This is a genomic window from Diaphorobacter sp. ED-3 (assembly GCF_027625375.1).
GTDB classification, from domain to species: Bacteria; Pseudomonadota; Gammaproteobacteria; order Burkholderiales; family Burkholderiaceae_C; genus Diaphorobacter; species Diaphorobacter nitroreducens.
The window spans coordinates 1284688-1298676 of the sequence record NZ_CP115182.1 but is presented as its reverse complement, the minus strand read 5'-3'; the positions used below and the strand labels follow the sequence as shown (position 1 = coordinate 1298676).

At 64.3% G+C, this 13989-nt stretch carries 10 protein-coding genes; 6 read left to right on the top strand and 4 right to left on the bottom strand.

Going from position 1 to position 13989, the window contains the following annotated elements; translation table 11 throughout:
• Window positions 1-117 precede the first annotated feature (117 nt).
• Both PCQ86_RS06315 and PCQ86_RS06310 read right to left on the bottom strand, forming a co-directional pair.
• Window positions 118-3036: an aconitate hydratase gene (locus tag PCQ86_RS06315; protein WP_270175111.1), complete on the bottom strand. Its 2919-nt coding sequence runs from the start codon at window positions 3034-3036 to the stop codon at window positions 118-120.
• Between the two features lie 389 nt (window positions 3037-3425).
• Entirely contained in the window at window positions 3426-3722 is a 297-nt protein-coding gene (locus tag PCQ86_RS06310) for an H-NS histone family protein (RefSeq protein WP_011804577.1), read from the bottom strand.
• 339 nt (window positions 3723-4061) lie between these two features.
• Between PCQ86_RS06310 and PCQ86_RS06305 the strand changes: the two genes are divergently transcribed.
• Entirely contained in the window at window positions 4062-4907 is an 846-nt protein-coding gene (locus PCQ86_RS06305; RefSeq protein ID WP_270175110.1) for a symmetrical bis(5'-nucleosyl)-tetraphosphatase, read from the top strand.
• Window positions 4908-5013: 106 nt separating this feature from the next.
• On the opposite strand, the gene PCQ86_RS06300 is transcribed toward PCQ86_RS06305, so the two are convergent.
• Together PCQ86_RS06300 and PCQ86_RS06295 are read right to left on the bottom strand one after the other, a co-directional pair.
• Window positions 5014-6102: an FAD:protein FMN transferase gene (locus PCQ86_RS06300; RefSeq protein WP_270175109.1), complete on the bottom strand. Its 1089-nt coding sequence runs from the start codon at window positions 6100-6102 to the stop codon at window positions 5014-5016.
• An 18-nt stretch (window positions 6103-6120) separates the two neighbouring features.
• Window positions 6121-6561: a c-type cytochrome gene (locus tag PCQ86_RS06295; protein WP_210433989.1), complete on the bottom strand. Its 441-nt coding sequence runs from the start codon at window positions 6559-6561 to the stop codon at window positions 6121-6123.
• Window positions 6562-6881: 320 nt separating this feature from the next.
• On the opposite strand from PCQ86_RS06295, the gene PCQ86_RS06290 reads away from it, so the two are divergent.
• The 5 genes from PCQ86_RS06290 (at window position 6882) to PCQ86_RS06270 (ending at window position 13986) form a co-directional block, all read left to right on the top strand.
• Window positions 6882-7142 carry a hypothetical protein gene (locus tag PCQ86_RS06290; protein WP_234305558.1) on the top strand — a complete coding sequence of 87 codons (261 nt, stop codon included), beginning with the start codon at window positions 6882-6884 and terminating at the stop codon, window positions 7140-7142.
• A gap of 11 nt (window positions 7143-7153) precedes the next feature.
• Complete coding sequence (gene nosZ / locus PCQ86_RS06285; protein WP_047350834.1) at window positions 7154-9091, top strand: TAT-dependent nitrous-oxide reductase; 1938 nt, start codon at window positions 7154-7156, stop codon at window positions 9089-9091.
• A 101-nt stretch (window positions 9092-9192) separates the two neighbouring features.
• Complete coding sequence (locus tag PCQ86_RS06280; RefSeq protein WP_270175108.1) at window positions 9193-11814, top strand: NosR/NirI family protein; 2622 nt, start codon at window positions 9193-9195, stop codon at window positions 11812-11814.
• Entirely contained in the window at window positions 11811-13079 is a 1269-nt protein-coding gene (locus PCQ86_RS06275; protein ID WP_270175107.1) for a nitrous oxide reductase family maturation protein NosD, read from the top strand. Before PCQ86_RS06280 ends, PCQ86_RS06275 begins: the two co-directional genes overlap by 4 nt.
• On the top strand, window positions 13054-13986 hold the full coding sequence (locus tag PCQ86_RS06270) for an ABC transporter ATP-binding protein (protein WP_011804569.1): 933 nt from the start codon (window positions 13054-13056) through the stop codon (window positions 13984-13986). The genes PCQ86_RS06275 and PCQ86_RS06270 overlap by 26 nt, the downstream gene beginning before the upstream one ends.
• Window positions 13987-13989 lie beyond the last annotated feature (3 nt).

Below are 13989 nucleotides of genomic sequence, written 5' to 3'. Positions count from 1 at the left end.
GTCCGCCCACCGGCAGCCACCCTGCTATCAGCGGTGCACCAGGCATGGCGCAATCCCACGGCGCGCAGACCAGATCGCACCGCCTGGGGCCGCAGCATCGCGTCCTAAGAGATGGAATCACGCACTCAGCAACTGTCGCAGTACATACGGCAGGATGCCGCCCGCACGGTAATAGTCCACCTCGATGGGTGTATCGATGCGCAGGGTGACGGCCACTTCCTGGCAGGAACCATCCGCACGGCGGATGACCAGGCGCGCCTCGCTTTGCGGTGTGAGCGCGGGGTCTGGAATCACGTCGATCACCTCGTCGCCTTGCAGGCCCAGGCTCTGCCACGAGTCGTTGCCGCGCAGCTGCAGCGGCAGCACCCCCATGCCCACGAGGTTGGAGCGGTGGATGCGCTCGAAGCTGCGCGCCACCACCGCCTTGATGCCCAGCAACTGGGTGCCCTTGGCCGCCCAGTCCCGGCTGGAGCCGGTACCGTATTCCTCCCCCGCGAAGATCACCGTGGGCGTCTTGTTGGCGATGTAGTGCATCGCGGCGTCGAAGATGAACATCTTCTGGCCCTGCATCGGTCCCTCGCCCTGGAAGATGGTGACGCCCCCCTCCTCGCGCGAGCCGTCGGCCAGCGGCGGGATCATGAGGTTCTTGATGCGCACGTTGGCAAAGGTGCCGCGCATCATCACTTCGTGGTTGCCGCGGCGCGCGCCGTAGCTGTTGAAGTCGGGCTTGGCCACCCCGTGCTGCAGCAGCCACTGGCCGGCGGGAGAGGTTTCCTTGATGGAGCCTGCGGGAGAGATGTGGTCCGTGGTAATGGAGTCACCGAACAGCGCTATGATGCGGGCACCCATCACGGATTCCGAGGTTTTTTGGCCTGCAGCGCCCTGTTTACCATCGCTGGCAGCTACTGAATCGAGAGCAAAATCCGCAAAGAATGGCGGCTCCGCGATGTAGGTGCTGGCGGGCCACACATAGACGTCTCCGTCCACCCCGCGGATCTTGTTCCACAGGGCTCCGGGGTCGGTCTTGACCTTGGCGTAGTTCTCCTTGAAGGCCTTGCCGTTCATGGCGTACTTCATGAGCGCATGGATCTCGTCGCTGCTGGGCCAGATGTCGCCCAAGTACACGTCGCGCCCGCCCTTGCCCTTGCCGACCGGTTCGGTCATGAGGTCCTTGAGCACCGTGCCCGCGATCGCATAGGCCACCACCAGCGGCGGGCTGGCCAGGAAGTTGGCTTTGAGGTTGGGGTGGATGCGCGCCTCGAAATTGCGGTTGCCCGACAACACCGCGGCACACACCAGGTCATTGCTGGTGATGACCTCATTGAGCTCGGGCGCCAAATCGCCCGCATTGCCGATGCAGGTCGTGCAGCCATATCCCACCAGGGCAAAGCCCAGCTTTTCCAGATAGGGCAGCAGCCCGGTCTGCGTGAGGTATTCGGTCACGATGCGCGAGCCCGGCGCCAGCGAGGTCTTGATGTGCGGCGCGACCCGCAACCCTGCCTCCACCGCTTTCTTGGCCAGCAGGCCCGCAGCCAGCAGTACGCTGGGGTTGGAGGTGTTGGTACAGCTGGTGATCGCCGCGATCAGCACGTCGCCGTTGCCGATGGTCGGGTCCGCCCCCTTGGCGGGCAAATGGATCGCCGCGTCTTCGTGCTGCACCTCCAGGCGCGGCTTGTTCTGCTCCATCTCGACCAGGAAACGCGGCGCCCCTTCGGGTACGGGTTTTTCGCTGGGGGCCCCCTCGGTCACGGGCGCCATGCGCCGGTGGATATGGTGGCGCGTGTGCAGCAGCTCAGCGGGCTGGTTGAAACCCGACTCGGCCACCGGTTTGCTGAACAGCTCGGCAAACTGGCGGCACACGTTGCCCAGTTCGATGCGGTCCTGCGGGCGCTTGGGGCCGGCCAGGCTGGGGGTGACATCCCCCAGATCCAGGCGCACCACCTGCGAGTAGTCGATCTCCCCCGCGCGCGGCACACCGAACAAGCCCTGTGCGCGAAAGTACGCTTCGAACGCATCGATCTCCGCCTTGGTGCGCCCCGTGCCGCGGAAGTAGTCGATGGTCTTCTCGTCCACCGGGAAGAAACCCATGGTGGCCCCATATTCCGGTGCCATGTTGCCGATGGTGGCGCGGTCGGGCAGCGCCAGGGTCCGCGTGCCTTCTCCAAAGAACTCCACGAACTTGCCCACCACCTTCTCGCGGCGCAGGATCTCGGTCACGGTGAGCACGAGGTCGGTGGCGGTGACACCCTCGCGCAGTTGGCCCGAGAGTTCGAAGCCCACCACGTCGGGTGTGAGGAAGTACACCGGCTGGCCCAGCATGGCGGCCTCGGCCTCGATGCCGCCCACGCCCCAGCCCACGACACCGATGCCGTTGATCATGGTGGTGTGGCTGTCGGTGCCCACCAGCGTGTCGGGGTAGTACACGCCGTCGTTGCCCTTGTGCACGCCGGGTGCGAGGTATTCCAGGTTCACCTGGTGCACGATGCCAAAGCCCGGTGGCACCACACCAAAAGTGCTGAAGGCCTGCATGCCCCACTTCATGAACTCATAGCGCTCGCGGTTGCGCTGGAATTCCAGCTTCATGTTCAGGTCGAGGGCCTTCTTCGTGCCGTAGTAGTCCACCATGATGGAGTGGTCCACAACCAGGTCCACAGGCACCAGCGGTTCGATCTTGCGGGGGTTGTGGCCCAGGCGCTGGGCCACGCTGCGCATCGCGGCCAAATCGACCAGCAGCGGCACGCCCGTGAAATCCTGCAGCACGACGCGCGACACCACGAACGGAATCTCGTCCTTGCGCGGCGCATTGGGCGCCCAGCGCGCCAACTGCTCCACATGCTCTGCAGTGATGCGGCGGCCATCGCAATTGCGCAGTACGGATTCCAGCACGATGCGCAGGGACACGGGCAGCCGGTTCACCCCCGGAAACTGGCGCGCCAGCGCAGGCAGCGAATAGAACTTGCCGCTCTTTCCCGCTGCCGTGGCAAACGTAGCGAGCGTGGAAGCAAAAGCGTGACCGGGGTTGCGGGAGGCTGCCATACAAGAACTCCTGTGGGTAACGACAGCGCCCATTTTGGCAGCGCCGCACTGCAGAGCCAACGCATCGCGAAATACCTTGACCCCACGCTGGGGCAATCGGATTTAAATGAATACGCGTCCTGCGGTCGCCGCGCGGCCAGAAAGCACCGGTACACCGCTCCTGCACCGTGTCCGTTAATCGGTGCGTGGGCCACTTTGCCGAGTGTCTGTCATCAGCGGGGCCCTTTGACGCGCCCACCATATTGCCGCGCACCGCGCCACGAATACTGCACCCCTCATAAGCGACAAAACCCGCCAAGGCCACGCCCCAGCGGGTTCTTCAAATCATACGCAAAACAGCGGTTAGGTCGGCCCGGAGAATTGCGCCGAGCCGCGCCGCCACGTGGTGTTCAAATAGCGAACTTCTCGCGGTCTTCGTTTTGAATCCATTTCGGTGCCTTGCCGCGGCCCGTCCAGGTCTGGCCCGTGGCGGGGTCGCGGTATTTGGGCGCGACCTTGGTTCCACTGGTTGCAGAAACGCGGCCCGTGCGGCCTGCAGGGAACACGTCCTGCTGCGTCAGGCCATATTCCGCCACCAGTTCACGCACCTGCGAGATAGCAGCCGTCAATTCACGGCGTCGCGCCTCGGTGATTTGCTGCTCAAGGGCTTCACGCTGTTTCAACAGTTCTTTGTAGCTGACGGTCATGGAGGTATGGAGCGTTAAGGATTAATGGGCACGCGGATTATAAAGTCCTAAACCCAATCCCGTTACAAGTTCATGGCAATTGGCCGCATAAAAAAGCAACGAACAACCCCAGCCCGGATCACTACCTCCCATCGACACCCTCAAGGAACCTTTTCTCGCGCAGGTACACCAATGCATCCGTATCATTGCTTGCACCAAAATGGTGATTTGATTCAACTAGTTACTAGCGCCTCTTGTTTGTGCAGCACTTTGCCAGCGTCGCATAGCCCTGCAAATAACCACTGATTCCACCCAGTTGGCGCGCACAATCGCCGCTTCTCCTGACTCTGTTCTAAGAATATGGCTCTATATTGTGTGGGCGACATCCAGGGTTGCGACGACGCCTTTGAACGCCTGCTCGCCACCATTGGTTTCTCGCCCAGCCGGGACACGTTGTACGTGCTGGGTGATCTGGTGAACCGCGGCCCGCACTCCGCCGCGGTGCTGCGCCGATGCATCACCCTCGGGGACAGCGTGCGGCCCCTACTGGGCAACCATGATTTGCACCTGCTCGCTGCCGCCTACGGCACGCGCCGACCGTCGCGGCGCGACACGCTGCAGGACATCCTGCTGGCGCCGGATCGGGACGAGATGCTCGAATGGCTGAGGCACCAGCCGCTGGCGCGGCGTGTGCACCATGGCGGCGGCGACCTGCTGATGGTGCATGCCGGCGTGTTGCCACAATGGACGGCAGAGGAGACGTTGGCATATGCCGGCGAAGTCGAAGCCGTCCTGCAAAGCCAGGAGTTCGCCGGTTTTCTGCAGCAGATGTACGGGAATTCTCCCGACCTGTGGAGCCCGGAACTTCAGGGAACGGACCGCCTGCGCGTGATCGTGAATGCGCTCACGCGCATGCGCTTTTGCTCACCCGAGGGCCGTATGGATTTCGAGAGCACCGAAAGCGCCTCCGAGGCGCCTCCAGGGCTGGTGCCGTGGTTTGACGCACCCGGGCGTCGCACGCTGAACACACTGATCGCCTTTGGCCACTGGTCCACGTTGGGCTGGCTGGATCGGGCGGACGTCCTCGGGCTGGACACCGGGTGCGTGTGGGGCGGCTGTCTGAGCGCGGTGCGTTTCGGCACGACACTGGCCGACCGCGAGCGCTGCCACGTGGAATGCCCGCAGGCGCAAATGCCCGGCGCCTAGGCACGCTATCAACAATATAGCTTGGAGCGCTTGCTGTTCCGTCAGTTGAGCCGCAAATCGCCAAAAGCTTTCTTCGTGGCGCCACCGGCCCGCGAAGAAAGCGTTTTCATCCTGCGCGCGCCGGCACTGGCCGCAGCGCGGCGAGCATGCCAGGGGAGCTCCAGCGCGTGCCATCAGCGCTCGCCACGAGGGCTTCGACATGTGCGTGGTCCGCATGCCATGCAGGTGCGGCCGCAGCCCCTTGCACCATCAGCGCCGTGCCCCAGCCGTTGACGTCTTCGATACGCTCGGCCAGGAGCGCCACGCCAGGCACACCTTCCGTGGGCCAACCCGTGCGGGGGTTGAGCACATGGTGCAGGCGGCGTCCTGCACGCAGGAAGCCCCGCTCGTAGTCGCCGGACGATGCCACCACGCCGCGCCCTTGCAGTTCCAGTACGCCCAGCAGCTGCGCCGGAGCGGAGGGATTGCGCACGCCCACGCGCCAGGGACGGTCGTGCTGCCGGCCCATGACCAGGACATCGCCACCGCCGTTGACCAGCGCATCCGTGACGCCAGCGCGCTCCAGCACTTGCAAGCCCGCCTGCAAAATAGGTAGCTTCGCCACGCCGCCCAGATCCAACCCCATGCCCGGCCGCGCAAGGTAGGCCGTTCCTGCGCGCTCGTCCAGCACGAGGTGGCGCGCGTTCACCAAACGCAGCGCCTGAGCGATCTCCTCAGGTGCCGGCGCGGCTTCGTGGCCGGGCTCAAAATGCCAGCCCCGCAGTGCACCGATGGTGGGATCGAAGGCGCCAGCACTTTCTTGGTGCAGGCGACGCGCCGTGCGCAGCACCTGCATCACTTCCGGGGCCACGTGCACGGCATGCCGGCCGGCGGCCGCGCCGAGCCGCGCCACGTCGCTGCCCTCCCGGTAACGGCTCATGAGCGCCTCCAGGCGCTCCATTTCCGCGAATGCGTGCAGCATCGCCTGCTGCACAGCGCCGGCATCGCGGCCATTGCCAACGGCAGCCGCGATGTCCACGCGTGTGCCCATGAGGGTACGGCTCGCGCGCACCAGGGGCTGCGCGCCCTCCACCATGCCAGCCAAAGCCTGGCGCGGGTGGAGGTACGCCAGCGCGCCCAGCAGCGGCAGCGCAAGGGCGAAGCGCCGCCGCGTCCACCGGTTGCCTACCGCCGGCATGCACCGATCTGAATTCATCGCGAGCCCCTCCGGTCCTTACATCGACTGGTCAGCCATGAAATCCACGGCGGCCTTCACTTCGTCATCGCTCAGCGAAGCCGCGCCGCCGCGCGCGGGCATCATGCCCTTGCTGCCGGTGAAGCCTTCGATGGCGTGCTTGTAGAGCGTGTCCTTGCCCTGGGCAATACGCGGCGCCCAATCGGCCTTATCGCCAGGCTTGGGAGCCCCAGCGACGCCGGCCGCATGGCACATCGCGCAGGTTTTGCCGAACACGCTCTTACCGACGGTGTTCTCCGCCGTTGCGGGGGCGGCGGCAGGTGCTTGAGCGGCTGGCGCGGGAGCAGGGGTAGGCGCGGGAGCCGGTGCTTGCGCAGCGGGTGCAGGAGCAGGCGCGGGCGCCGGAGCGTCGTTTTTGCCACAGGCGGCGAGCAGCAGGGTTGCGGCGGCCAGCGCCATCGTGAGAGATGTCTTTTTCATGAAAGCCTTTCTTGTTGACGTCCAAAACCAAAAGGGCATCTTAGCCTGCGCCCCATGCAACGAGCCTGCCCTTCAATGGGTCGTCAGTTTGGTAGTTTCCAGAATCATTCATTTGATGTAAATCAACATCGAAAGAAACATTCGAAGTGAACATTTAGGCACTGTCACCACAGAGGTGGCTTCCAACACGCGCCGTTAGAGCCCATACTTCCGCCATGGATAAACTCCGCTCCCTGAACCTCCTACGCTGGTGGGCAGTGGCGTGGTTCGTCCTTGGTTTTGGGGCGGCACTCGCCTCCCCCCTCATTCAGCCGCGCACCATGGAACTGGTCTGTTCCAGTGCCAGCGGCGCCACCTTGGTGGTTCACCATGCCGGTAGCAATGCCGTGCTCGACACCCTGGGCATGGACTGCTCGCTGTGCCTGCCCAGCATGGAACCGCCGCAGCCCGCCGTACTGACCGTGCCGGGCTGGCCCATCACCCATTCCGTACCCCTGCCACCGCCTCGTGTGGTGGCCGTTGCCCCCACGGCCGCGCCACCACCTGCGCGCGCGCCCCCATTTTCCGCTTGCACTACCTGAAAGAGGACATCATGAGCGACAAGAGAGAGAGCCTGAACCCTGAAACCGTTGGCATGGGACGCCGCCGGTTCATCAATACCGCTGCTTTGGCGGGACTGACCGTGGGCGTTGCCGCGTGCAACGACAAGCCCGCGGCCGCCCCTGCAGCATCCGGCACTCCCGCGCCGGCACCCGCCCCCGCTGCCGCCCACGCCGGCGCCAACGTGCACCTCAAGCCCGGTGAGCTCGATACCTACTACGGTCTTTGGAGCGGCGGCCACAACGGCGACGTTCGCGTGCTGGGCCTGCCCTCCGGTCGTGAACTTCTGCGCATTCCCTGCTTCGTGCCTGACGCACTCGTGGGCTGGGGCATCACCAACGAATCCAAGGCCGTGATGGGCACCAAGCCCGACGGCAGCCTGCGCTACACCGTGGCGGACACCCACCACTTGCACGGCTCGTACAAGGACGGCAACTACGACGGCCGTTACGCCTGGGTCAACGACAAGATCAACAGCCGCATCGCCCGCATCCGCCTGGACTACTTCATCTGCGACAAGATCACCGAGCTGCCCAACGTGCAGGGCTTCCACGGCATCTTCCCCGACAAGCGCGATCCGGTCGATCCCAACATCAACTACACCACGCGCGTGTTCTGCGGCGCTGAATTCGGCATTCCCCTGCCCAACGACGGCAAGGATGTGAACGCCACCGAGAAGTACCGCTCGATGTTCACCTGCGTGGATGCCGAGACCATGGAAGTGCGCTGGCAGGTCCTGATCGACGGCAACTGCGACCTGACGGCCACGTCGTTCGACGGCAAGCTGGCAGCGACCAACCAGTACAACACCGAGAACGGTGTGCACTACGAAGACATGATGTCGGCCGAGCGCGACGCCTGCCTGTTCTTCAACATTGCCCGCATCGAAGAAGCCGTGAAGGCCGGCAAGTTCAAGACCTACGGCACGTCCAAGGTGCCCGTGGTGGACGGCACCCGCGAAGCCAACAAGGATGCCAAGACCGCCCTCACCGCCTATGTGAGCGTTCCCAAGAACCCGCACGGCGTGAACGCCAGCCCCGACCAGAAGTACTTCATCTGTGCCGGCAAGCTGTCGCCCACGGCCACCGTGATCGAGCTGGCCAAGGTGCTGGACTGGTTCGACGGCAAGAGCGAGAAGCTCGACGACGCCATCGTCGCCGAGGTGGAAATCGGCCTGGGCCCGCTGCACACCGCCTTCGACGGCCGCGGCAACGCCTACACCACGCTGTTCCTGGACAGCCAGATCGTCAAGTGGAACATCGACAAGGCCATCGCCTTCCACAAGGGTGACAAGAACGCCACCTACGTCGTGGACCGCCTGGACGTGCACTACCAGCCTGGGCACATCAATGCCACGCACTCCGAGACCGTGGCCGCTGACGGCAAGTTCCTCGCCGTGGGTTGCAAGTTCTCCAAGGACCGTTTCCTGCCGGTGGGCCCCTTCCACCCCGAGAACGAGCAGTTGATCGACATCTCGGGCGACAAGATGGTGCTGCTGGCCGACCACCCGGTGCGCGGCGAGCCCCACGACTTCATCATCTTCAAGCGTGACATCGTGAAGCCCAAGCAGGTCTACGACCTGGACGAGTTCCCGCTGGCCGTCAAGGACGCCAAGGAATCCGGCGTCTTCCGCAACGGCAAGAAGGTCACGGTGAAGCTCACGTCGCAGGCCCCTGCCTTCAGCCTGCGTGAATTCACCGTCAAGAAGGGCGATGAAGTCACGCTGATCCTCACGAACCTCGACAAGATCGAAGATTTGACGCACGGCTTCGCGGTGCCCAAGTACAACATCCAGTTCGTGATCAACCCGTTGGAGACGAAGTCGGTGACCTTCATCGCCGACAAGCCCGGTGTGTTCTGGGCTTACTGCTCCACGTTCTGCCATGCGCTGCACCTGGAAATGCGCACGCGCATGATCGTCGAAGCCTGATGACGCGCAACCCTCCTGGGCCTGGCCTGGGAGGGTTGTAAGTCAAATTGGCTTCTTTCGCAGAAGCAGCAAGCGGCGCCTGCTATTAGTTGGATAGTGCAATGTTTTCCCTAGGTTCACGGTTAGCCGCTTTCTGTCTTGCTCTGGTCCTCGCCGCCCCGCTATGGGTGCCGCGGGCGCACGCAGGAGCCTACGAGGCGGAACTGCCTGCGAACCTGGCCACCACGCCCGACATGTGCGCGCTGCTGCCGTGCACCGAAGTATTTCCGGGCGCTACGCATTTTTCGCCGCGCAAGGGCCAGCCGCCCTATGTCGAGGCGTATGACAACGACTCGGCCCAGAAGAAGCTTCTGGGCTACGTCATGCTGTCGACCGACATCACCGACACGCCCGCCTACTCGGGCAAGCCGGTGGTCACGCTCATCGGTATGGACACGCAGGGCCGCTTCGTCGGCATGAAGGTGCTCAAGCACTCCGAGCCCATCCTTCTGCTGGGCATCCCCGAGTCGGCACTCATCAATTTCAACAACCAGTACATCGGCAAGTCGGTCACCGACACCATCGAAGTCGGCCCTTCCCGCCCCGATGAGAACGTCATCGGCGTCGACGCCATCTCCGGAGCCACCGTCACCGTGGTGGCTCAGAACCAGGTGGTCATGGCCTCGGGCTCGGCCGTGGCACGCCAGACCGGCATCATTGCTCCCACGGTGCGCGAGCAGCCCCGCTTTGTCACCACCGGACAAACCTACGATTGGGCCCAACTCGTCAAGATGGGCGCGGTGCAGCAATTGCTGGTCAAGCCCGAACAGGTGGGCCTGCCGCGCGGCCCCGAGCCCTTCATCGAAATGTGGTTCGGTGACCTGAACCAGCCCGACGTAGGCCGCAGCCTGCTGGGCAAGAACAGTTTCGAAAGCCTGCGTTCGCGCCTCAAGGAAGGCGAGAGCGCCATTTTCGTCATCAAGACCGGCGGGCAGGAGTCCTTCAAGGGATCAGGTTTCGTACGCGGCGGCATTTTTGACCGTGTGCAGGTCAAGCAAGGTGCTGACTCCTTCACCTTCCGCGACCTGGACTCCCTCAACCTGTACGGCCTGGAGGCCGCCGGCGCACCCCGCTACACCGAGTCGTCCATCTTCATCATCCGCTCGCAGGCCTTTTCTGCGGCCTATCCGTGGAAATTCGCCTTCCTGGGCAACCGGGTCGATCGGGCCACAGGCCATCGCAGCTTTGCCGTCTTCGAGTCCAAGTACTGGTTGCCGGCAGATCTGCTCGAAGGCGGCCGCCCCAAGGTGCAAGAACCCGATGCCCCCTGGGTACGCATCTGGAAATCGCAGGCCCTGCCCATCAGCCTGTTCGCCCTGCTGCTGATTGCAGTCACCGTGGTGTACGCCTTCCGCGAAAGGCTCACCCGCCTGTCCACGCACAAGAACAAGTGGCCGGTCAATGGCTTCAAGTACACCTTCTGGGCCATCAGCATCTTCTGGATCGGCTTTGGCTACATGGCCCAGCCGTCCATCACCCAGGTGCTGACCTGGTTCCACTCCGTCCTGTTCCAGTGGACCTGGTCGCTGTTCCTGTCCGATCCGTTCATCTTCCTGTTCTGGATCTTCATCATCGTGACCACCATCCTGTTCGGGCGCGGGCTGTTCTGCGGCTGGATGTGTCCGTTCGGCTCGCTGCAGGAGGCGATCTTCAAGATCGCCAAGGCCCTCGGGCTGAAGCGCTTCCAGACACAGCTGCCGCAAAAGTGGCATGACCGGCTCAAGTGGATCAAGTACGCCGTCTTCTTCGTCCTGCTGGCGGTGTCGATGTTCTCCATGGGTCTGGCCGAGAAGCTGGCCGAGGTCGAACCCTTCAAGACCACGTTCCTGGTCGGCGTGATGAACCGGGCATGGCCCTATGGCCTGTTCGTCGCCGCCATCCTCGGCGTGTCGATCTTCATCGAGCGCCCCTACTGCAAGTACATCTGCCCGCTGGGCGCCTCGCTGGCCATGCCCAGCACCTTCCGCTGGTTCGGGTTGAAGCGCAAGCAGGACTGCAACAGCTGCAAGGCCTGCGCGGTAGGTTGCGGAGCCCAGGCCATCGACGCCGACGGGCGCATCGACCACCGGGAATGCCTGCATTGCCTGGATTGCATGATCCTGTACACCGACACCAAGGGCTGCCCGCCTCTGGCCAAGGAGCGCAAGCGCCGCGAGAAGGACGGCTTGGAGATGACGCCTATCGGCAAGAATGGCTACTTCATCCCCATCTACCCCGCCACCGTGCAGGACCAGATATCGGCCAAGGCCGCCCAGGGCCCCGATCCGCGCATGCCCACCGAACCCACGCTGCCCGCGCACAAGCGCAACGTAGGCTTCACGAGCTGGCTGCTGCTGGAACTGCGCGACCATCTCTGGCCCTGGAGCGCCGAAGGCTGGCGCAGCCAGCGCGCGCTGCAGATCGCCGGGCTGTCGCTGGCGGTGGCAGCCACCATCGCCTGGATCATGGCGGCGATGGGCCACCTCTCGTCGGGCGCCATCATCGGCTGGTGGTTCGGCTGGAGCGTGTACGAAGTGCTGATTCGCCTGTCGGGCCGCCGTTACGTCAAGGACGGCCCGTGGTGGCGCGACAATTACCGCGTTGCAGGTGTAATGGACATGATGAGCTACGTAGGATTCAAGAACCTGATGATCGGTGCTGCGCTGTTCCTGGTGCTGCAGGCGCTGGGACTGTTCACCCCATGAAGGGCGGTGTCACCCACTTAATGCTGGCCTTGGCGATGACCGCCGGGGCCTGCCAGGCGGCCACCCTCCATGTGCGAGCGGGCGACGATCTGACCGCCGCCGTGCGCAAAGCCAAGGCAGGCGATGTGCTGGAGATTGCGCGGGGCACGTACCGCGCCAATCTGGTGATCGACAAGCCCCTCACGTTGCGCGGCGTGGACCGCCCCACCATCAGCGGTGGCAACCAGGGCGACACCATCCGCGTCACCGCACCGGACGTGGTGATCGAGGGCCTGATCGTGCGCGACTCGGGTGACGACCTCAAGGATCAGAACGCCGGCATCTACCTCTACCCTGGCGCCCACCGTGCCGTCGTACGCCGCTGCGACCTCACCTACAACCTGTTCGGCCTGTGGATCGAGAAGGCCAATGACGTGCTCATCGAGCACAACGTCATCACCGGCAAGCGTGAATACTCCTCCCCGCAGCGTGGCAACGGCGTGCAGCTGTACAACACCAAAGGCGCAAAGATCCTGAACAACAACATCAGCTTCGTGCGCGACGCGCTCTACGTGGACGTCTCGCACCACGCGCTGTTCAAGGGCAATCAGCTGCATCACAGCCGCTACGGCACGCACTACATGAACTCCTACTACAACCTGTGGGAGGACAACGACACCTACTACAACCGTGGCGGCTTGGCCCTGATGGAAGTGCGCGAGCAGACCGTGCGCAACAACCGCGCCTGGGGCAACTCCGACCACGGCATCATGCTGCGCACGCTGCAGGATTCGGTGATCGAAGGCAACGTCGTGGCCGGCAACAGCCGGGGCTTCTTCATCTACGACGTGGAGTACATCAAGCTCAACAACAACCTGGTGGTGGACAACACCGTCGGCGTGCACCTGGCCGCGGGCTCGAAGAACAACGAAGTCGAAGGCAACGACTTCATCTCCAACCGCGAGCAGGTACGCTACGTGGGTGCGCGCGACGAGCGCTGGGGCGCCAAGAGCGGCAACCACTGGAGCAACTACCTGGGCTGGGACCGCGATGGCGACGGTGTCGGCGATGTGCCCTACGAGGCCAACGACATGGTGGACCGCCTGACCTGGCGCCACCCTAGCGTCAAGCTGCTGCTGGCCAGCCCGGCCGTGCAGGCCCTGCGCCTGGTGGGCCGGCAGTTCCCTGTGCTGCGCGTGCCATCGGTCGTGGACCCGAAGCCGCGCATGCAGCCCAGCAATCAACAATGGAGTGAATGGCGTGGCAAGCATTTCCCCGGCCAGTGACAACGTGGCCATCTCGCTGCGCGGCGTCAGCAAGCACTACGGCGCGCTGCACGCCGTGGACGGTGTGGACCTGGACATCCCCAAGGGCGAGATCTTCGGCCTGATCGGGCACAACGGCGCAGGCAAGAGCACGCTGTTCAAGATGATGCTGGGCCTGGTGAAGCCCACGCAGGGCACGCTTTTGATCGCAGGTGCCCAGGTGGGTGGGCGGGGGTTCCGCGCCGCCCGCCGCCAACTGGGCTACCTGCCCGAGAACGTGGTGCTCTACGACAACCTGGACGGGTTGGAGACGCTGCGCTTTTTCGCGCGGCTGAAATCCGCCCCGCTGGCGCAGTGCGCGGACATTTTGGAGCGCGTGGGCCTGGCACACGCCGGCAAGCGCCCGGTGCGCGAGTATTCCAAGGGCATGCGCCAGCGCCTGGGCTTCGCGCAGGCATTGCTGGGCAGCCCGCGCGTGTTGTTCCTGGACGAACCCACCAACGGCCTGGACCCGCAGGCGATCCGCGACTTCTACGCCACGCTGCGGGGCCTGCAGGCCGAGGGCGTGACCATGGTCATCACCTCGCACATCCTCGCCGAACTGCAAGAACGCGTGGACCGGCTCGCCATTCTCTCGGCCGGCCGCATCCAGGCGCTGGGCAGCGTGCAGCAGCTGCGCGAGCAAACCCGCATGCCGCTGTCGTTCGAACTGGACATCGCACCCGCCGACCGGCCCGCCGCCGCACAGGCGCTGGAGCAAGCGACGGGCATCGTCCCCGAGCACACGCCCGAAGGCTTGCGCCTGCACTGCCCGCGCGAGCAGAAGATGGCCGTGCTGGCCGCCCTCGCGCCACTGGGTGCGCGCGTGCGCGACCTCAAGCTGCTGGAGCCCTCGCTCGAAGACGTGTTCTTCGGCTTCGCCGACTGACAC